Genomic DNA, 19,116 nt, shown 5'->3' on the forward strand with positions numbered 1-19,116 from the left:
CTTTCTTCCCTTTCCTGAGGATCGCGCATGTCCGGCAACACCTTCGGCAAACTGTTCACCGTCACCACTTTCGGTGAGAGTCACGGCCCCGCGCTGGGTGCCATCGTCGACGGCTGCCCGCCGGGGCTCGAACTCAGCGAGGCGGATCTGCAGCGCGACCTGGATCGCCGCCGGCCGGGCTCGTCGCGCCATACCACCCAGCGCCGCGAGCCGGATCAGGTCCGGATCCTCTCCGGCGTGTTCGAGGGCCGCACCACGGGCACGCCGATCGGACTGCTGATCGAGAACACCGATCAGCGCTCCAAGGACTACTCCAAGATCGCCGAGCAGTTCCGCCCGGCCCACGCCGATTACACCTATCACCACAAGTACGGCATTCGCGACTATCGCGGCGGTGGCCGCTCCAGCGCCCGCGAGACCGCCATGCGCGTTGCCGCCGGCGCCATCGCCAAATCATGGCTCGCACGGCAGGGTATCCGGGTGCGTGGTTACATGAGCCAGCTCGGCCCCATCGCGATCGACTTCAAGGGGTGGGAGGGCGTCGATGACAATCCGTTCTTCTGCCCGGATCCGGACAAGCTGCCGGAACTCGAGGCCTACATGGATCAGCTGCGCCGTGACCAGGACTCGGTGGGCGCCAGGATCACGGTCGTCGCCGAAGGCGTGCCGGTGGGGCTGGGCGAGCCGGTCTTCGATCGTCTGGATGCCGATCTGGCCCACGGGCTGATGAGCATCAACGCGGTGAAGGGCGTCGAGATCGGCGACGGTTTCGATGTGGTGACCCAGCGTGGCACCGAGCATCGCGATGAAATGGCGCCGGCAGGGTTCCTGTCCAATCACGCTGGCGGCGTGCTCGGCGGCATCTCCAGCGGCCAGCCCATCGTCGCGCATCTGGCGCTCAAGCCGACCTCCAGCATCACCCTGCCGGGGCGTTCGATCGATATTCACGGCGAGCCGGTGGAGGTCGTCACCAAGGGGCGTCACGATCCCTGTGTCGGTATCCGCGCCACGCCGATCGCCGAGGCGATGATGGCACTGACGCTGATGGATCACCTGCTGCGCCATCGTGCCCAGAACGGCGACGTTCGCGTCGACACGCCGCGTCTCGGACTTGTCTGAGAACTGGCTGCGCTCGGCCATGCAGCGTTAAAAATCGACTCGGCATGCTCATTGACACCAGTAAACTACGCTGCCTCGTCGATTTTGATTCGCTACGCTCACCCTTCGGGCCAGCCTTCGGCCGTTACTCCCTACGGTCGTTGCGCCTTGCCTGTCCATCGCTCGCCGAGTTCCTCTGTGTTCAAAATTTTTCAAGAGGGTTCCTCGGAGCTATTGGTACGACAAAATCGTCACGTCGATGAATCCCTATCCTCCTGCTGCCTGTCTCGCTGTTGGCGCTCCTTGACCTTGCGCTGGCGCAACTGCTGGCGGTAGCCATAGGTGGCGCCGCGGATCGTCTCGTCGCTCTCCAGGCTCGACCCGAGTGCGCCGGCCACGGTCGCCACCGATGTCGCCAGCCAGGCCAGCGCCGGAAAGGCGAGCCAGCCGACCGATCGGCCGACCGTCGACTCCAGCAGGCTGGCGGGCACGAACAACACGACCGCCACCAGAAACAGCGCGAAGAGGATGACGTAATAGCACGCCACGCCCGCCAGTAGCGTCATGACCGTGGTCAGATTGTAGAACCGGGTCAACCGGGCGTTGTGGGTATAGTGCTGTGGTTCCCATAAGCCGTGATCGAGGATCAACCAGACGATCATGGCGACGATCGCGGCGATCATCAGGGCGACGAAGCGATAGAGTTCATAGGCAGCGCTGAGTTTCCACAGCGTCGGGAAGATCAGCCCGTAAGCCCCGGTGGCGAAGGCGACCGCGACGATCCGCCGGAACGCGGGCAGGATCGTCCAGGGGCGGTTCGCTCTGACCATGCCGCCCAGCAGCTTGGCGTAGCCCGGCCACTTGGTGGCACTGACGAAACGGACGTCGACGTTCTTCTCGCTGTCATCGGCTGGTGTGACACGTTTTATCGGCACCAGGCGCTCGAAGAGCCGCGAACCCATCAGCTCGCGGGCGTTGCTGTTACGGAGACCGCTCTGCTCGCGGGCCTCGCGTCCATCCTCCATGTGCTGCTGCTGGCGTTCACGGTCGTGGCGGTCGCTGCCGTGATGCATCTCGTTGACCAGGTGCAGGATCGCCTCGCGCAGGCGCTGCCTCAGGGGCGAGATGCCCAATGCCGGCAGGGAGATGATCGCGACGCCCAGGTTTTCGCTGGCTTCCGCGAGCGCCATGCGATCGCCACGCAGCAGCGGCAGGTCGGTGATGCAGACTGCGTAATCCCAGCCGTTGGCGCGCTTGATGTTTTCGCCCTGCTCGATGACGTCAGCGGTCGAGTCGTCGGCGCCGATCAGCGGATCGGTGAGGCAGTCGACCCGCCACTGGTGACGATCGTCGGTATGGCGTGCGAGCAGTTCGGGAAGCTCGTCGACGATGAGATTGGCGGTCCGCTCCGGCAGTTCCGGCGCCGGGACCAGGCCCAGACGCAGGGTGCTTGAGGGGATGTCCTGCTGTCGTGCCGATTTCCGGGGCCTGCCCCGGGCTTCCTGCTCCATGGGTGACTGCTCCTTGATCCGAGTCCGCGACTGAACGTGCCCTGGGCGGGCGTGACTAAGCGTAGTCGCTTCGTGGGACTTCGGCAGCCCTGAGCGCGTCGAGTTCCGCGATCATCGCGCGCCCGGCGTTGGAGAGCGTGCGCTGTTTGTGCACCAGATAGCCCAGCCGACGCTCGATCGGCGGGTGCGCCACCGGCAGTACCGCGACTTCGTCGTCGACCATGCTTTCCGGCAGCACGCTCCAGCCCAGCCCGATACCCGCCATCATCTTCAGTGTCTCCAGGTAATTGGTGGAAAGCGCCACATCGATGGTCAATCCCGCGCGACTGAACGATCCCACCACGATATCGCGAGTGAAAGTGAGCGGCCCCGGCAGCACCGCCGGATAGTCCACCAGCGTCGACAGCGGCAGCTCGCCGCGTGCCGCCAGAGGATGGTCGGGCGCGGCGACGAAGCGCAATCGATCGATCCACACCGGTACCGATTCCACCTGCGGATTGGGCTGTGGTGACAGCGTCACCACAGCCAGTTCGATCTCGCCGGCGACGACGCCGTGGTAGGCCTGTTCGGAATCGAGGAAGCGCAGATCCAGGTCGACGTCCGGGTAACGCTGGGTGAACGCCTTGAGTACCGGAGGAAGCCGGTGCAGGCCGACATGGTGGCTAGTGGCGAGCGTCAGGCTGCCTTCGACGCTGCCGCTCAGGTTGCTCAAAGTACGCCGGCTGTCCTCTACCAGCTGCAGGATCTGGCGGGCGCGGGGCAGCAGCAGCCGGCCTGCTTCGGTCAGGCTGACGCGGCGATTGATGCGGTCGAAGAGCTTGGCGCCGGTCTGATGTTCCAGCGTGGCGATGCGCTTGCTGATGGCCGGCTGGGTGAGGTGCAGTTGCTCGCCGGCGAGCGAAAATGACGTCGTATCGGCGACCGCGATGAAGGCTTGCAGGCTCTGGGTGTCCATGGCGTCGTTCGCTTTCCGTCCGAGGCATTGATGAATTGCGAATCAATGAATTCTGTTATGGAATCCAAAGCATAATCAAGATGAATTGATTTTATGCATGACGGCACCGTATCTTGGTCGCACACCATTCGCGAGGCGCTGTCACAGCGTCGCGATTCGCAAGCGTTACGTCACCAAGCTGCCTCAGACAGCGTGACGGAGGAGATAACACACATGGCAAGCCAGACGCTCTACGACAAACTCTGGGCGCAGCACCTGGTGACTCAGCGCGACGACGGTTCGGCGCTGATCTACATCGATCGTCATCTGCTGCACGAAGTCACCTCGCCGCAGGCGTTCGAAGGGCTGCGTCTGGCCGGCCGCAAGCCGTGGCGCCGCGATGCCAACCTGGCGACGCCGGACCATAACGTGCCGACCACGCTCAAGGAGCGCAGCGCCGGTAACGCCGGGATTCTCGACGACGTCTCGCGCATTCAGGTCGAAACCCTGGATGCCAACTGCGAGAGCTTCGACATCGAGGAGTTCCGGATCAACGACGAGCGCCAGGGCATCGTCCACGTGGTCGGGCCGGAGCAGGGCGCCACGCTGCCGGGGATGACCGTGGTCTGCGGCGATTCCCATACCGCGACCCACGGCGCCTTCGCTGCGCTTTCCCACGGCATCGGCACGTCCGAGGTCGAGCACGTGCTCGCCACCCAGTGCCTGATCGCCCAGAAGATGAAGAACATGCAGGTGCGTGTCGAGGGCAAGCTGGGCCTCGGCGTCACCGCCAAGGACATCGTGCTGGCGATCATCGGCCGTATCGGTACCGCTGGCGGCACCGGATATGCCATTGAGTTTGCCGGCAGCGCGATCCGCGAGCTTTCCATGGAAGGCCGCATGACGATCTGCAACATGGCGATCGAAGCCGGCGCCCGCGTGGGGCTGGTGGCGGTGGATGACACCACGATCGATTACCTGAAGGGCCGTCCGTACGCGCCCTCGGCCGAGCAGTGGCCGGCGGCGGTCGAAGCCTGGCGTGATCTGGTCTCCGACGAGGGCGCGCACTTCGACAAGGTCGTCGAACTCGACGCCGCCGAGATCGAGCCGCAGGTGACCTGGGGCACCAGTCCGGAAATGGTCGCCAACGTCTCCGCCGCGGTGCCCGATCCGGCCAGTGCCGGTGACGAGACCGTCACGCAGGGCATGACGCGTGCGCTGGAGTACATGGGGCTCAGCGCCGGGCAGAAGATCACCGATATCCGGCTCGACAAGGTGTTCATCGGCTCCTGCACCAACTCGCGGATCGAGGATCTGCGCGAAGCCGCCAAGGTCGCCCGAGGGCGCAAGGTCGCCGACAACATCCAGCTGGCGATGGTAGTGCCGGGCTCCGGACTGGTGAAGCGGCTGGCCGAAGCCGAAGGGCTCGACAAGGTCTTCATCGAGGCGGGCTTCGAGTGGCGTGAACCGGGCTGCTCGATGTGTCTGGCGATGAATGCCGACAAGCTGGGCGCCGGCGAGCGCTGCGCGTCGACCTCCAACCGCAACTTCGAGGGGCGCCAGGGCTACGGTGGACGTACCCATCTGGTGAGCCCGGCGATGGCCGCGGCGGCCGCCATCGAAGGCCACTTCGTGGATGTCCGAAGCTATGACTATGACCGCGCCGATGCGATGAGTGCCTAAGGAGACCAGACGATGAAAAAGTTCGAACGCCTGCAGGGTCTGGTCGCGCCGCTGGATCGCGCCAATGTCGATACCGACCTGATCATTCCCAAACAGTTTCTGAAGTCGATCAAGCGTACCGGCTTCGGCCCCAACCTGTTCGACGAGCTGCGCTATCTCGACGAGGGCTATCCGGGCCAGGATGCGGCCAGCCGTCCACTCAATCCGGACTTCGTGCTCAACCAGCCGCGCTATCGCGACGCACAGGTGCTGCTGGCACGGCGCAATTTCGGCTGCGGCAGCTCGCGCGAGCACGCCCCCTGGGCGCTGGACGATTTCGGCTTCCGCGTGGTGATCGCGCCGAGCTTCGCCGATATCTTCTACAACAACTCGTTCAAGAACGGCATCCTGCTGATCACGCTCGACGAGGCGACGGTGGACCGGCTGTTCCAGGAAACGGAAGCCAGCGAAGGCTATCGTCTCGATATCGATCTCGAAGGACAGCAGGTGATCACGCCGAGCGGCGAGGCGATTCCGTTCGAGGTCGATGCGTTCCGCAAGCACTGTCTGCTGGAAGGCCTCGATGATATCGGCCTGACGCTCGAGCAGGCCGGCGCCATTCGCGACTATGAAAGCCGTCATCGTGCGGCGAATCCGTGGCTGTTCCGCGATGCGTGATTCGGGCAAGCGTGGTGGCCACAGCGATGTGGTCGAACGCCAGTTCGGTGGCCAGGCAGGCGCCTATCTGTCGAGCCAGGTGCATGCCCAGGGCGCTGAGTTCGCCCAGTTGCGGGAGCGTGTCGCAGGACTCGACGCGCCCCGCGTGCTGGATCTCGGCTGCGGCGCTGGGCATGTCAGCTTTCAGGTCGCCGATCTGGCAGCGGAGGTCGTGGCCTATGATCTCTCGCCGCGAATGCTCGAGGTGGTCGGCGAGGCGGCCCGCGAACGCGGCTTCGGCAATATCCGTACGGTTCAGGGCGTTGCGGAGTCGCTGCCGTTTGCCGACGACAGTTTCGATGTCGTCTGCAGCCGTTTCTCCGCACACCACTGGCGCGATGTGGGACTGGCGCTGCGCGAGGCGAGGCGCGTCCTCAAACCCGGCGGGCTGGCGGCGTTCATCGATGTCGCCGCTTCCGAGCAGCCGCTGTTCGACAGCTTCCTGCAGACCGTCGAGATGCTGCGGGATACCAGCCACGTTCGCGATTACGCACCGAGCGAGTGGGCGCAGATGGTCGGTGAGGCCGGGCTCGTGGTGACGGCCAGTTCGCGCCAGCGGCTGCGGCTGGATTTCGATACCTGGATTGCGCGAATGCGCACGCCCGATGTCATGCGCGACGCGATCCGTCATCTGCAGCAGCAGGTGGGTCAGGAAGTCCGCGACGCCTTCGAGATCGGTGATGACGGCTCCTTCACCACGGACATGCTGGTGCTGTGGGCGACCAAAGAACACGTTTGAGGAAAATGCATGAGCAAGAAGATTCTGGTGTTGCCCGGCGATGGCATCGGCCCGGAAATCACCGCCGAGGCGGTCAAGATCCTGAATGCCTGCCGTGAGGCGGGGCTGGACGCGGAACTTGAAGAGGCGCTGGTCGGCGGCGCCGGCTACGACGCCGAGGGGCATCCGCTACCCGAGTCCACGCTGGAGAAGGCCAAGGCCGCCGATGCGATCCTGCTCGGCGCCGTGGGCGGTCCCAAGTGGGATACGCTGGAAGATCTGAGCAAGCGTCCCGAAAAGGGGCTGCTGGGGCTGCGCAAGAATCTCAACCTGTTCGGCAACCTGCGCCCGGCGCTGCTCTATCCGCAGCTGGCCGAGGCGTCGACGCTGAAGCCGGAAGTCGTCTCCGGGCTCGACATCATGATCGTGCGCGAGCTGACCGGCGGCATCTATTTCGGCCAGCCGCGCGGCATCGAGGAGCGCGACGGAGAGCGGGTCGGGTTCAATACCTACGTCTATTCCGAATCCGAGATCGAACGCATCGGTCGCGTCGCCTTCGAGATGGCGCAGAAGCGGGGCAAGAAGCTCTGCTCGGTGGACAAGGCCAATGTGCTGGAAGTCACCATCCTGTGGCGCGAGGTGATGAACCGGCTGGCGCCGGAGTATCCGGACGTCGAGCTGTCGCACATGTACGTCGACAACGCCGCGATGCAGCTGGTGCGCGCGCCCAAGCAGTTCGACGTGGTGGTGACCGGCAACATGTTCGGCGACATTCTTTCCGATGCCGCCGCCATGCTCACCGGCTCGATCGGCATGCTGCCGTCCGCGTCGCTCAACGAGAAGCAGCAGGGCATGTACGAGCCGTGTCACGGCAGTGCGCCGGATATTGCAGGCCAAGGTCTCGCCAACCCGCTGGCGACGATTCTGTCGGTGGCGATGATGCTGCGCTACTCGCTGAGCGAGCCGGCGCTGGCCGATCGTATCGAGCGCGCCGTGGGCAAGGTGCTGGATCAGGGCCTGCGCACCGCGGACATCGCCTATCCGGGCACCCGCCAGGTTTCCACTAGCGAAATGGGCGACGCGGTGCTGGCGGCTTTTGCCGAGGCCTGAGCCGAATGCGCTAAACTGATATCATTCACGTCTTCACTTGCTGATGATGCGACGACCGAAATGGGTCGTCGCATCGATTCACGACATTCAAAATATTTCGGGGTACGCCACTATGTTGAAAGTCGGATTCGTCGGCTGGCGCGGTATGGTCGGTTCCGTGCTGATGCAGCGCATGCTGGACGACAATGATTTCACCGGGCTCGAGCCGGTCTTCTTCTCCACCTCCCAGGCGGGGCAGGCCGGGCCGGATATCGGTGTCGACGTGCCGGCGCTGAAGGATGCCAACGACATCGAGTCGCTCAAGGCGATGGACGTGATCGTGACGTGCCAGGGCGGCGACTACACCAGTGCCGTCTATAAGCCGCTGCGTGAGTCCGGCTGGAAAGGCTACTGGATCGACGCGGCCAGCACCCTGCGCATGGCGGACGAGGCGACCATTGTGCTCGATCCGGTCAACCGTCACGTGATCGATGCCCAACTGGCTAAGGGCGCCAGGACCTTCGTCGGCGGCAACTGCACCGTGAGCCTGATGCTGATGGGCCTGGGCGGGCTGTTCGAGGCCAACCTGGTCGAGTGGATGACTTCCATGACCTATCAGGCCGCTTCCGGTTCCGGCGCCAAGCACATGCGCGAACTGCTGTCCCAGATGGGCTCGCTGCACTCGGCCGTCGCCACCGATCTTGCCACGCCTTCCAGCGCCATTCTCGACATCGACCGCGACGTCATCACCCGTATGCGTGCTAGCGAGTTCCCGGTCGACAACTTCGGCGCACCGCTGGCCGGCAGCCTGCTGCCGTGGATCGACAAGGCGATGGAGAGCGGCCAGAGCAAGGAGGAGTGGAAAGGCGGCGTCGAGACCAACAAGATTCTCGCCACCGGCGACAACCCGATTCCCATCGACGGCCTCTGCGTGCGCATCGGCGCGATGCGTTCGCACAGCCAGGCGTTCACCATCAAACTGAAGCGAGACGTGCCGCTCGACGAAATCGAGGATCGTCTGGCCAGGCACAACGACTGGGTCCAGGTCGTGCCCAACGACAAGGACGAGACGTTGAAGCATCTGACGCCAGCGGCCGTCAGCGGCACCCTGACGATCCCGGTGGGCCGCTTGCGCAAGCTGGCCATGGGCGGCGAATATCTCACCGCGTTCAGCGTCGGCGACCAGCTGCTGTGGGGCGCCGCCGAGCCGCTGAAGCGCATGCTCAAGATCCTCCGCGAACAATCCTGAGCATCACGCCGGTATGAGTTGCCCGAGCCCTGCCTGTGTCCACTGGCAGGGCTCTTTGCCATTCGGGCCATGATCTCGTCCTCAAGTTTATTCAGTCCTTGCCGATGAGTGAGTCGAGGCTTACTCCAATTCGTCGGCGAGGAAACCATGCGGCAACGGCTTACAACGATCACCGGCGGGCTCTGCCTGGTGCTGGCCTCTTCAGCCCACGCTCTCGGCATTGGCGATCCGCAGCAGGTATCCCCCCTCCATCGGCCGCTTCACGTGGTGCTGCCGCTGACCGATGGCAGCGGCCTCGAGGCCTCGCAGATATCGGTAGCCGTTGCCGACGACGCGGCTTACCGGCAATCAGGATTGTCTCGCAGCTCGCTGCTGGACACGCTATCGGTCAAGGTCGTGCGCCGTGAGGGTGATCTGGCACTGATTCTCGATAGCTCGCGCCGCGTGCGGGAGCCGTTCCTCGATCTGCTGCTGGTGGTGACTTGGCCGGGTGGGCAATGGCAGCGGGACGTGTCGCTGCTGTTCGATCCTGTCGGCTATGCCAGCTCGCAGCCATTGCTGAATGGCGATCGCGGCCTCGCGCCGGGATATCCGGTAGCGAAGAGCGTGGTGACGCAGGCCACGGCAATGCGGAACCCGGTCGACGGATCTGCCGACGACGCGGCATCGGCAACGAGCGGGTCGCCCGCCTGGCCCGGGCAAATCACCGTTCGGCCCGGCGACTCGCTATCCACCCTGGCAGCTTCGCTGTTGCCTCGATCCGGACTTGATCGCCAGCCGCTGATGCTGGCCCTGTACCAATCCAACCCCGATGCCTTTATCGATGGAGACATCGACCGGCTGCGGGCTGGCGTCAGGCTGGCGGTGCCTGCGATCGCGGCCGTGACCGATATCTCGCCAGGGGAGGCGGCATCCCGGCTCGATGAGCTCGCTCATCGGACCGACGACGGGCGCCCGATGATCGACATCGTGGGGCGCCGTGAGGCATCGGGGGCATCCGATACCGACCAGCTCGCCGCACTGACCCGGCAGATAGCCGACCTGACCGCGATGACCGAACGCCAACGCGCGACGATTGCTGCGTTGCAATCCGAGCGCGACGCGCTGCAGGGCGCGCTCGCGGCCGTCGCTGAGCCATCCAAGACGGCAGCAAACGCAAACGCGAGCGACGGTGCCTCTGGACAGGAAGGCGTGCAGGGAGGCACGCCGGTCGTCAGTGCTGCCGCCATCGCGGCGGCTCAGGCTGCAACACCGCCGCCTTCCCGCGTGCAGTCGCCCGCCGGGACCCCCTCCGGCGAAAAGCCCGTAACGGCATCAACCGGACCGGCGCCCGCCGCGTCGCCTTCGTTATGGCAGCGGCTGCTGGGGCATCTCGACTGGATTGGCGGCGGAGTACTGATCGTCCTGCTGTTGCTGTGGATCTGGGAGCGACGCCGCCGTCGTGAAGTTCACGAAGTTGTCGAACCTGTCGATGAGCAGAGGGCGGAGGCCGTCGAGCCGTCCCCGCTCGAGGCCAGTCGCCAGGCCGCAGCATCGATGGCACCGCGCCGGCCGCTGCCGGAAGTGGATGTCGACTCGGTCTCGATCAGCCAGGCGGATATCTTCATGGCTTATGGACGCCATGCCGAGGCGCGCGACTGGCTGCGCCAGCAACTGGCCCAAAAAGAGAATGCGCAATTTCGCCTGGGGCTGTTGAGAGCGTTGGGCGAGTTGCGTGACATGGACGCGCTGGAACAGGCGCTCGCCGGCTTTGGTGACGACGCCACGCCCGAACAGCGCCGGGAAGGACAGGCTCTGGTCGATGACTATCGCGCCCGCTACGTCGAGGAGAGCTGGCAGGAGGCAACCGGCGAAACGGAAGCGGGGGGCGAGACGGTCGCGCAGGATACGGTGGAGGATGTCGACGCGCTGTTCGAGTCGCAGGCCGGCCGGGTCGAGTCCGGCGCGGTGCGTGCCGAGGCCGATAAGGTTCGTCCCGAGACCGATGAGGCTCGGCCCGATACCGGAGTTGCCGATGAACCCACCGTGCGGTCGGAAGCCTCGACTCCGGTTGAATCCGCTTCCCGGACCGATTCCATGTCGGTGCTGTTCGATGACGATATGACATCGTCCGCCGAGCCTTCGGCAACGTCGTCAGCCCTCGCTCATATCGACTACGAAGCCCCAAAGCTGGAACTGGACGCCGAGCGGAGCGTGATCGCATCGCCGGCGGATTCGGTATCCGCCTCGCTGGAGAGCGGGAACGAAGCGTCGTCGCTGACGATGCCGGACATCGATTTTTCCGCTCTGCCGTTGGAGCCGAAGAGCGAGATGGCACCCGACGACGGGGCCCGGGCGGGCATCCGCAGCGCTCGTCCCGAGGTGCCGGATGTCGTGTCGCCAGCGCGTGGCGGCGAGAGGCGTGGCACGCTGCGGGAAGTTCCTGCGGGATGGGATGTCGAGGAGGTGGAATTCGAACCGTCGCATCGGGATAATGGGCGCCCCTAACGACTTTGGGCTGCACAGGTTTCGATGGCGTTTTTCTCCCGGCAGGATGACAACCAGCCGCTCAGCGGTCGCTTGGCCCTCGGCGTCGAATATGACGGTACGCATTACTGCGGCTGGCAGCGGTTGCGCCATGCCGACTCGGTGCAGGGCGCGCTCGAGGCGGCACTGAGCAAGATCGCCGCCACGCCCGTGCGTGTGCTCTGCAGCGGCCGCACCGATAGTGGCGTCCATGCCACGCGCCAGATCGTTCACTTCGATGCGCCGGTAATGCGTACCCAAAAAGCCTGGCTGTTCGGCGCCAATGCCCAGTTGCCGCGTGATATCGCGGTACGCTGGCTGACGCCGGTTTCCGGCGACTTCCACGCTCGCTTTTCGGCCCTGGCAAGACGTTACCGCTATGTCATCCTCAACCAGCCGACGCGCCCCGTGATGGAGCGTCACAACGTGACCTGGTGTCGCGAGCCGCTGGACGCGGAGCGCATGCATCGTGCCGCCCAGGCGCTGGTCGGGGAACATGATTTTTCCAGCTACCGCGCCGCCGGCTGTCAGTCGAAGGTGCCGATTCGCCATCTGCATTTCATCGACGTGCGCCGTTTCGGGCCGATCGTGATGATCGATGTGCAGGCCAACGCCTTTCTTCATCACATGATTCGCAACATCGCCGGCGTACTGATGGCGGTCGGCCGGGGAGACGAGGACGAAGCGTACCCCGAGCGACTGCTGGCGCTCAGGGATCGCAGGTCGGGCAACGTGACGGCGCCGGCCAGCGGTCTGCATTTCGTCGATGTGCGCTTCGACGAGCGCTTTGCGCTGCCGGAAGAACCGGTGGGGCCGCACCTGCTATCCTTTCTCGGTGAATGGACCGGTGAGCGTGGCGAAATTCCGGATACGCTGCTGATGCGCCGCCGTCGCGTGTGGCCGAAATGGATCGATGATCAGGGCCGGGTAGTCGATCAGCCTCCCCAGGCCCGCTTGGAGACCACGTCATGAATCCCGTCAGAATCAAGATCTGCGGTTTGACCCGTCGTGAAGACATCGCGGCGGCCGTTGCCAGCGGGGCCGATGCGCTCGGCTTTGTGATGTGGCCGGGAAGCGCGCGCGCGCTCGATCTCGATACGTTGGCGTCGCTCAGCGCCTCGGTGTCGCCGTTCGTGACGCGTGTGGGGCTGTTCGTCGACCCGAGCGTGGCCGATGTCGAGATGTGTCTGCCTTATCTTGACCTGCTACAGTTCCATGGTGACGAGTCGCCCGAATTCTGCGCGCGTTTCGGCAAGCCCTGGATCAAGGCGCTACGCATGCACGACGATATCGATCTGCAGGCGGCAGTCGACACCTACGCAGGCGCTGGCGCGCTGCTGCTCGACGCCTATCGCCCCGGCGTTCCCGGCGGCACGGGGGAAACCTTCGACTGGCAGCGTATCCCGGCGGATCTGGCGAAACCCGTCATTCTCGCCGGCGGCCTGACGCCGGACAACGTCGCCGACGCCATGGCGCGGGTGCGGCCCTATGCGGTCGATGTTTCCGGCGGCGTCGAAGCGATGCACGCTGCCGATACACCTTCCGCGGCGTTGGCGTCTGCGGTGGGCACGCGAAAGGGGATCAAGGATCCCTCTCGCATCCGCGCCTTCTGTGAACGCGTACAGGCGGCGAACGTCTCGCTCGCGCCGGCACCGTCCAGTGCCGATCCAGTCACGCCCCATTCATTCACCGCCACATCATGAGGGTCCCTTCGTGAGCCGATTCCACGATTTGACGCAACTGCCGGATGCTCGCGGCCACTTCGGTCCTTACGGTGGCCGCTTCGTTTCCGAGACCTTGAGTTTCGCTCTCGAGGAGCTCGAGAACATCTATGCGAGTCTCAAGAACGATCCCGAATTCCAGGCGGAGTTCGACAATGACCTGAAGCATTACGTCGGCCGGCCGTCGCCGCTCTACCACGCCGAGCGCTGGTCGCGCGAGATCGGTGGTGCGCAGATATGGCTCAAGCGCGAGGATCTGAACCACACTGGCGCGCACAAGGTGAACAACACCATCGGGCAGGCGCTGCTGGCCAAGAAGGCCGGCAAGCCGCGCGTGATCGCCGAGACCGGTGCCGGTCAGCACGGTGTCGCCACGGCGACGGTTGCCGCGCGGCTGGGGTTGAAGTGCGAGATCTACATGGGCGCCGAGGATGTCGAGCGCCAGAAGCTGAACGTCTACCGCATGCACCTGCTGGGCGCCAAGGTGGTGCCGGTGGAGTCCGGCTCGCGCACGCTCAAGGATGCCATGAACGAGGCGCTGCGCGACTGGGTCACCAACGTCGACGACACCTTCTATATCATCGGCACGGTAGCGGGTCCGCACCCTTATCCGATGCTGGTACGCGATTTCAGTGCGGTGGTCGGCCGCGAGGCGCGTCGCCAGTCGCTCGAGCAGATCGGCCGGTTGCCCGACGCGCTGGTCGCCTGCGTCGGCGGCGGCTCCAACGCCATGGGCCTGTTCTATCCGTTCGTCGAGGATGACGATGTCGCCATGTATGGCGTCGAGGCTGGCGGCGAAGGCGTCGCCACCGGCCGCCACGCCGCGCCGCTGACCGCCAATGCGCCTCGCGGCGTGCTGCACGGCAACCGGACCTACCTGATGTCCGACGAGGGCGGGCAGGTCGCCGACACCCAGTCGATTTCTGCCGGTCTCGATTATCCCGGCGTCGGCCCCGAGCACGCGCTGTGGAAGGATGTCGGTCGCGTGCGCTACGTGGCGGCGGACGACAATGAGGTGCTGGCGGCCTTCCGTGAGCTGACGCTCGTCGAAGGCATCATGCCGGCGCTGGAGTCGTCGCATGCCCTGGCTCACGCCAAGAAGCTGGCGGGGGAGATGTCTCCGGAGCAGCATATCGTCGTCAACCTGTCCGGGCGTGGTGACAAGGATATCCATACCGTCGCCAAACTCGACGGAATCGAATTTTGATGGCCGGCGCCGACAGAACGACGGCTGGCGACATGACTCGAGGGCGACATGAATCGTATTGAACACAACCGTATCGACCAGCGCTTTGCCGCACTGAAGGCTCAGGGCCGTACGGCGCTCATTCCCTATATCACCGCTGGCGACCCGGCCCCTGCGCACACGGTCGACTTCATGCATGCCTGCGTGGAAGCCGGCGCCGACGTGATCGAGCTGGGCGTGCCGTTCTCGGATCCGATGGCCGATGGTCCGGTCATCCAGAAGGCCTGCGAGCGGGCGCTGGTACACGGCACGCGATTGCAGCATGTGCTGGAGATGGTGGCGGAATTCCGCCAGCGGGACAGCGAAACTCCCGTGGTGCTGATGGGGTATCTCAATCCCATCGAGCGGATGGGGTACGAGGTCTTCACGCGCCAGGCCCAGGCTTCCGGGGTCGATGGCGTGCTGGTGGTCGACATGCCCCCGGAGGAGGCGGGCGACAACGCCGCGCTGTTCGCGGAACACGGCCTGCAGTCGATCTTCCTGCTGGCGCCGACGACCTCCGAGGCGCGCGCTCGCGCGATCTGCGAACACGGCGAGGGCTATCTCTACTACGTCTCTCTCAAGGGGGTGACCGGGGCCGCCACGCTGGACGCCGACGCTGTCGGCGAGCAGTTGAACAAGTTGCGCCGTATCACCGAGCTGCCGCTGTGCGTGGGCTTCGGCATCCGCGACGGGGCCACCGCAGCGGCCATCGGCCGTGTCGCCGATGGCGTGATCGTCGGCAGCGCCCTGGTGGGTCGCATCGCCGAGCATGCCGATGATCCGGCGTCCGTTCCCGCCGCGCTGAAATCGATTCTCGGCGAGATGCGCGAAGCGCTCGACCGGGAAGCGGTCGGCTGAGTCGTTGTCGTCGATTTGGTATCATTCAGCGTTTGCGGTTGTCGCGACAGCCGTTCGTCGCGGCTGGCGCCATTGTTTTCTATGTCGTCATTACTTTCTATTTAGGCAAATAGGGAATCGTTCCTGACATGAGCTGGCTAGACAAGATCGTCCCGTCGATGAGCCGCATCCAGCGCAACGACCGCCGCGCCAGCGTGCCGGACGGCCTGTGGCGCAAGTGCCCGAACTGTGAATCGGTGCTCTATCTTCCCGAGCTGGAGAAGCACCAGAACGTTTGTCCCAAATGTCAGCATCATCTGCGGCTGACCGCGCGCAAGCGTCTCAACTGGTTTCTCGATGCCGAAGGGCGTGAAGAGATCGCGGGCGATCTTCAGCCGAGCGACCGTCTCAAGTTCCGGGACTCCAAGAAGTACAAGGATCGCCTGGCATCGGCCCAGAAAGCGACCGACGAGAACGATGCGCTGATCGCCATGCGCGGCACGCTGGATGGTTTGCCCGTCGTCGCGGTGGCGTTCGAATTCTCCTTCATGGGCGGCTCCATGGGCGCGGTGGTCGGCGAGAAATTCGTCCGTGCCGCCACGCTGGCGCTGGAAGAAGAGATTCCGCTGATCTGCTTCGCTGCCTCCGGCGGCGCCCGCATGCAGGAAGCGCTGTTCTCGCTGATGCAGATGGCCAAGACCTCCGCGGCGCTGGAAAAGCTCAAGCTGGCCGGCGTGCCCTACATCTCCGTGCTCACCGATCCGGTCTTCGGCGGGGTTTCGGCATCGCTGGCGATGCTGGGCGACCTCAACGTGGCTGAGCCCAATGCGCTGATCGGTTTTGCCGGCCCGCGCGTCATCGAGCAGACGGTGCGAGAGACACTGCCGGAAGGCTTCCAGCGCAGCGAATTCCTGCTCGAACACGGCACCGTGGACATGATCATCCCGCGGCCTGAGATGCGTGAACGGTTGGGCAGCATTCTGCGCAAGCTGACGCACCAGCCGCCGGCCGGTCAGGTCGCGGATGAGAGTGCGGACTTCTCGCCGCTGGCCGACGAACCGGACGCGACCCAGGCACCCCGTTGAGGAACCGCTGATCCATGAGTGCCACCCTCAACGACTGGCTGGCGCGTCTCGAGCGCCAGCATCCGGTCGCCATCGACATGGGGCTCGAACGGGTGGCGGTCGTTGCCGCACGGCTGGGGTTGACGCAGGGTCCGATCGCGCAGCGGGTCGTGACCGTCGCCGGCACCAACGGCAAGGGCTCCACCGTGGCCATGCTCGAGCGCCTCGCTCGGGCTCATGGCCTGTCCACGGCCAGCTACACTTCGCCTCATCTGCTGCGCTACAACGAGCGGCTCTGCTTCGATGGTATCGCGGCCGACGACGCCACCCTGATCGCCGGATTCGAGCGCGTCGAATCGGCCCGCTTGGCCGGCGACCCCGTCAGTCTTACCTACTTCGAGGCTGGAACTCTGGCGGCACTGGTTGCGATCGCCGAGGTGCGCCCCCATCTGGCCATTCTCGAAGTCGGGCTCGGCGGTCGTCTGGATGCGGTCAACGTGATCGACAGCGATATTGCCGTCATCACCACCATCGCCCAGGATCATGCGGACTTTCTCGGCACCGACCTCGAAGTCATCGGATTCGAGAAGGCCGGCATTCTCCGCCAGGGGCGGCCGGCGGTGCTCGGCAGCCGCGCATTGCCGGTCAGTGTCTCGCAGCGCATCGGTGCGCTGGAGGTGCCCGCTTACTGGCTGGGGCGCGATTTCGATCATGAAGACGTCGATGGCAACCAGTGGCGCTGGCGGGGCCAAGGGGCGGAGGGGCTTCGCTATCAGCTCGATAGCTTGCCCGATCCGGGGTTGCCGCTCGACAATGCCGCCGTCGCGCTCCAGGTGCTCGGGCTGTGCGGCGTCATGCCTCAACCTGCGAAATCCCGCCAGGCGATGTCCACCGTCGCGCTGGCGGGCCGACTGCAGTGGTTGGGGAACTGGTGTTTCGATGTGGCGCACAATCCCCATGCCGCGCATTATGTGGCAGCGAGACTGGCGCAGCGATCACCGGCGCCGCGTCGCCGTATCGGCCTGCTCGGCGTCCTGCAGGACAAGGATGCCGAGGCGCTGATCGAGGCGCTGGCTCCGGTAATCGATGTCTGGCTGCCGGTAGGGCTGGCAGGCCCGCGCGGTCGCTCGGGCGAGGTACTGGCCGAATCCATCACTGGCCGAGGCGGTGAGGTGCTGGCGACCGCTTCGTCGCCGGCAGCCGGCGTCGACTGGCTGGCATCACGCCTTGCGCCCGATGAAGAAGTGTTAGTATGCGGCTCGTTTCTGACCGTGGCCGGCGCGCTGGAAGCGCTGACGGCGCTGGCGGGCGACGAAGTGTAGTGAAGGCGATTGCCGGGATGATCGATCGGATGCCGGATCGTGCTCAAGGAAATCAAGGTGCTATCAAGGAGGTCAAGGTCCCATGAAGTACGGATGGCGTGAACGTATCAGCGGTGCGGTCATTCTCGTCGCATTGGGGGCCATTTTCCTGCCGATGCTTTTCGATGATCCCGAACCGCGTCAGCAGGAGCCGGGCCCGGTCATGGTCATCGAGCAACCGATCGGCGGTGGCGAAACCCGTCAGCGCATCATCGAATCGCCCGAACCGCCGGCATCGGTCGTCGCCAACGGCAATCAGGGTGCCGGCAGCATGAACACGAACGGGAGCAGCGCGGGTGACAACGCCGTGCCGGAGCCGGATACCCGCAGCCAGCTCGGCGCCGGCAGCGAGGATTCCTTCGGCCAGGGTGGCACGACCTCCGGCGACGACGGAGCCTCCGGCGGAGGCAGCGATCCGATCGCCGAGATCGCGCAGACGGAGCAGAGCCAGCCGCAGCCGCAACCGCGTCCGGCCGAACCGGAACCCTCGGCGCCGGTGCAATCCTCGTCGCAGCCGTCCTCCACGCAGCAGGCATCGGCACCCGAGCGCACTGCCGCCAGCAGCGATGGCGGCTGGGTCGTGCAGGTCGGCAGCTTCGGTCAGGCGGACAACGCGTCGCGCCTGACCGCCAAGCTCAAGGAGCAGGGCTTCGCAGCCTATTCGAAGCCGCGGGACAACAACCTGACCACGGTCTACGTTGGCCCGTTCTCGTCGTCGGATGCGGGCGAGAAGGCGCGCTCCGAGCTCAAGCAGGCCGCCAATATCCAGGGACTGCTGATTCGCAAACCGGGTAGCTGATGACTTTGACCTGGCTCGACTACGCTTTCCTGCTGGTATTGACGATATCGATGCTGGCAGGTTTCATGCGTGGCCTGGTGCGGGAGGCGCTGGGGCTCGGCGCCTGGATCCTGGCGCTGCTGGCGGCACGGATATTCGCCAAGCCGATCGCCGATCTGCTGGAACCCTACATCTCGCATCCTGATGCGCGGCTGGTACTGGGGTTCGTGCTGATCATCTTCGTGGTGGTGATGATCTGCGGATTCATCATCCGCCTGCTCAATGCGGCGATCGAGTGGGTCGGCATGGGATTCTTCAACCGCGTGGCCGGAGCGATCTTCGGTCTGGCCCGTGGCGGGGCGATCCTGGTGATCGTCACGGTCGTCATCGGCTTGACGCCGTTGGCCCAGCTGCAGGCCTGGCAGCAGGCGCAGCTGAGACCGTCGTTCGAGTCGTTGCGGACATGGGCGGTGGTTCAGCTGCAGAGCTGGGACGTCGACCCGTCCGCCGCCGAGGAGGCGATGCGGCACCTGCCGATGACGCTACCGGGGCGCGACGCTTCATCCAGCTCTTCATACAGTCAGGACGGGCAGGGGGTGACGATTCCCGCCCCTGTTCCGGCCGAAAAACCGGCGCCCTGAATG

The 19,116-nt window shown here is 65.0% G+C and carries 17 protein-coding genes; 15 read left to right on the top strand and 2 right to left on the bottom strand.

Going from position 1 to position 19,116, the window contains the following annotated elements; genetic code table 11:
- The first annotated feature begins 27 nt into the window (after window positions 1-27).
- Window positions 28-1,119, top strand: coding sequence for a chorismate synthase (gene aroC, locus BC443_RS12325; protein WP_071232136.1), 1,092 nt, complete (start codon window positions 28-30; stop codon window positions 1,117-1,119).
- 230 nt (window positions 1,120-1,349) lie between these two features.
- On the opposite strand, the gene BC443_RS12330 is transcribed toward aroC, so the two are convergent.
- Together BC443_RS12330 and BC443_RS12335 are read right to left on the bottom strand one after the other, a co-directional pair.
- Window positions 1,350-2,609 carry a tripartite tricarboxylate transporter TctB family protein gene (locus tag BC443_RS12330; protein ID WP_071232137.1) on the bottom strand — a complete coding sequence of 420 codons (1,260 nt, stop codon included), beginning with the start codon at window positions 2,607-2,609 and terminating at the stop codon, window positions 1,350-1,352.
- Between the two features lie 55 nt (window positions 2,610-2,664).
- Window positions 2,665-3,564 carry a LysR family transcriptional regulator gene (locus BC443_RS12335; protein WP_071232138.1) on the bottom strand — a complete coding sequence of 300 codons (900 nt, stop codon included), beginning with the start codon at window positions 3,562-3,564 and terminating at the stop codon, window positions 2,665-2,667.
- A 213-nt stretch (window positions 3,565-3,777) separates the two neighbouring features.
- On the opposite strand from BC443_RS12335, the gene leuC reads away from it, so the two are divergent.
- The 14 genes from leuC to BC443_RS12405 all read left to right on the top strand — a co-directional run bounded on the left by leuC (window position 3,778) and on the right by BC443_RS12405 (window position 19,113).
- Window positions 3,778-5,226: a 3-isopropylmalate dehydratase large subunit gene (gene leuC, locus BC443_RS12340; protein ID WP_071232139.1), complete on the top strand. Its 1,449-nt coding sequence runs from the start codon at window positions 3,778-3,780 to the stop codon at window positions 5,224-5,226.
- A gap of 12 nt (window positions 5,227-5,238) precedes the next feature.
- Window positions 5,239-5,883, top strand: a complete 645-nt coding sequence (gene leuD / locus BC443_RS12345) for a 3-isopropylmalate dehydratase small subunit (protein WP_071232140.1) — start codon at window positions 5,239-5,241, stop codon at window positions 5,881-5,883.
- Complete coding sequence (locus BC443_RS12350) at window positions 5,849-6,661, top strand: class I SAM-dependent methyltransferase (protein ID WP_247643283.1); 813 nt, start codon at window positions 5,849-5,851, stop codon at window positions 6,659-6,661. Before leuD ends, BC443_RS12350 begins: the two co-directional genes overlap by 35 nt.
- 9 nt (window positions 6,662-6,670) lie before the next feature.
- On the top strand, window positions 6,671-7,750 hold the full coding sequence (gene leuB, locus BC443_RS12355) for a 3-isopropylmalate dehydrogenase (protein ID WP_071232142.1): 1,080 nt from the start codon (window positions 6,671-6,673) through the stop codon (window positions 7,748-7,750).
- A 112-nt stretch (window positions 7,751-7,862) separates the two neighbouring features.
- A complete protein-coding gene (gene asd, locus BC443_RS12360) occupies window positions 7,863-8,978 on the top strand; it encodes an aspartate-semialdehyde dehydrogenase (protein WP_071232143.1) in 1,116 nt (371 codons plus the stop codon).
- Between the two features lie 147 nt (window positions 8,979-9,125).
- Window positions 9,126-11,465, top strand: a complete 2,340-nt coding sequence (locus BC443_RS12365; RefSeq protein ID WP_071232144.1) for a FimV/HubP family polar landmark protein — start codon at window positions 9,126-9,128, stop codon at window positions 11,463-11,465.
- Window positions 11,466-11,489: 24 nt separating this feature from the next.
- Complete coding sequence (gene truA / locus BC443_RS12370) at window positions 11,490-12,455, top strand: tRNA pseudouridine(38-40) synthase TruA (RefSeq protein WP_071232145.1); 966 nt, start codon at window positions 11,490-11,492, stop codon at window positions 12,453-12,455.
- On the top strand, window positions 12,452-13,186 hold the full coding sequence (locus tag BC443_RS12375; RefSeq protein ID WP_083387378.1) for a phosphoribosylanthranilate isomerase: 735 nt from the start codon (window positions 12,452-12,454) through the stop codon (window positions 13,184-13,186). Before truA ends, BC443_RS12375 begins: the two co-directional genes overlap by 4 nt.
- A 10-nt stretch (window positions 13,187-13,196) precedes the next feature.
- Complete coding sequence (trpB, locus tag BC443_RS12380; RefSeq protein ID WP_071232146.1) at window positions 13,197-14,411, top strand: tryptophan synthase subunit beta; 1,215 nt, start codon at window positions 13,197-13,199, stop codon at window positions 14,409-14,411.
- Between the two features lie 48 nt (window positions 14,412-14,459).
- On the top strand, window positions 14,460-15,290 hold the full coding sequence (trpA, locus tag BC443_RS12385; protein WP_071232147.1) for a tryptophan synthase subunit alpha: 831 nt from the start codon (window positions 14,460-14,462) through the stop codon (window positions 15,288-15,290).
- A 128-nt stretch (window positions 15,291-15,418) separates the two neighbouring features.
- A complete protein-coding gene (gene accD, locus BC443_RS12390) occupies window positions 15,419-16,354 on the top strand; it encodes an acetyl-CoA carboxylase, carboxyltransferase subunit beta (RefSeq protein WP_071232148.1) in 936 nt (311 codons plus the stop codon).
- Window positions 16,355-16,368: 14 nt separating this feature from the next.
- Window positions 16,369-17,655 carry a folylpolyglutamate synthase/dihydrofolate synthase family protein gene (locus BC443_RS12395; protein WP_071232149.1) on the top strand — a complete coding sequence of 429 codons (1,287 nt, stop codon included), beginning with the start codon at window positions 16,369-16,371 and terminating at the stop codon, window positions 17,653-17,655.
- 82 nt (window positions 17,656-17,737) lie between these two features.
- Window positions 17,738-18,493, top strand: coding sequence for an SPOR domain-containing protein (locus BC443_RS12400; RefSeq protein ID WP_071232150.1), 756 nt, complete (start codon window positions 17,738-17,740; stop codon window positions 18,491-18,493).
- Window positions 18,493-19,113, top strand: a complete 621-nt coding sequence (locus BC443_RS12405) for a CvpA family protein (RefSeq protein ID WP_071232151.1) — start codon at window positions 18,493-18,495, stop codon at window positions 19,111-19,113. Before BC443_RS12400 ends, BC443_RS12405 begins: the two co-directional genes overlap by 1 nt.
- The last annotated feature ends 3 nt before the right edge of the window (window positions 19,114-19,116 follow it).

The organism is Salinicola sp. MIT1003, assembly GCF_001858555.1.
Taxonomy (GTDB): Bacteria; Pseudomonadota; Gammaproteobacteria; order Pseudomonadales; family Halomonadaceae; genus Salinicola; species Salinicola salarius.

Bases quoted from the DNA above. Each gene is read 5' to 3' on its own strand.
- aroC (WP_071232136.1), top strand. From the start codon at position 28: ATGTCCGGCAACACCTTCGGCAAACTGTTCACCGTCACCACTTTCGGT.
- BC443_RS12330 (WP_071232137.1), bottom strand. From the start codon at position 2,609: ATGGAGCAGGAAGCCCGGGGCAGGCCCCGGAAATCGGCACGACAGCAG.
- BC443_RS12335 (WP_071232138.1), bottom strand. From the start codon at position 3,564: ATGGACACCCAGAGCCTGCAAGCCTTCATCGCGGTCGCCGATACGACG.
- leuC (WP_071232139.1), top strand. From the start codon at position 3,778: ATGGCAAGCCAGACGCTCTACGACAAACTCTGGGCGCAGCACCTGGTG.
- leuD (WP_071232140.1), top strand. From the start codon at position 5,239: ATGAAAAAGTTCGAACGCCTGCAGGGTCTGGTCGCGCCGCTGGATCGC.
- leuB (WP_071232142.1), top strand. From the start codon at position 6,671: ATGAGCAAGAAGATTCTGGTGTTGCCCGGCGATGGCATCGGCCCGGAA.
- asd (WP_071232143.1), top strand. From the start codon at position 7,863: ATGTTGAAAGTCGGATTCGTCGGCTGGCGCGGTATGGTCGGTTCCGTG.
- BC443_RS12365 (WP_071232144.1), top strand. From the start codon at position 9,126: ATGCGGCAACGGCTTACAACGATCACCGGCGGGCTCTGCCTGGTGCTG.
- truA (WP_071232145.1), top strand. From the start codon at position 11,490: ATGGCGTTTTTCTCCCGGCAGGATGACAACCAGCCGCTCAGCGGTCGC.
- BC443_RS12375 (WP_083387378.1), top strand. From the start codon at position 12,452: ATGAATCCCGTCAGAATCAAGATCTGCGGTTTGACCCGTCGTGAAGAC.
- trpA (WP_071232147.1), top strand. From the start codon at position 14,460: ATGAATCGTATTGAACACAACCGTATCGACCAGCGCTTTGCCGCACTG.
- accD (WP_071232148.1), top strand. From the start codon at position 15,419: ATGAGCTGGCTAGACAAGATCGTCCCGTCGATGAGCCGCATCCAGCGC.
- BC443_RS12395 (WP_071232149.1), top strand. From the start codon at position 16,369: ATGAGTGCCACCCTCAACGACTGGCTGGCGCGTCTCGAGCGCCAGCAT.
- BC443_RS12400 (WP_071232150.1), top strand. From the start codon at position 17,738: ATGAAGTACGGATGGCGTGAACGTATCAGCGGTGCGGTCATTCTCGTC.
- BC443_RS12405 (WP_071232151.1), top strand. From the start codon at position 18,493: ATGACTTTGACCTGGCTCGACTACGCTTTCCTGCTGGTATTGACGATA.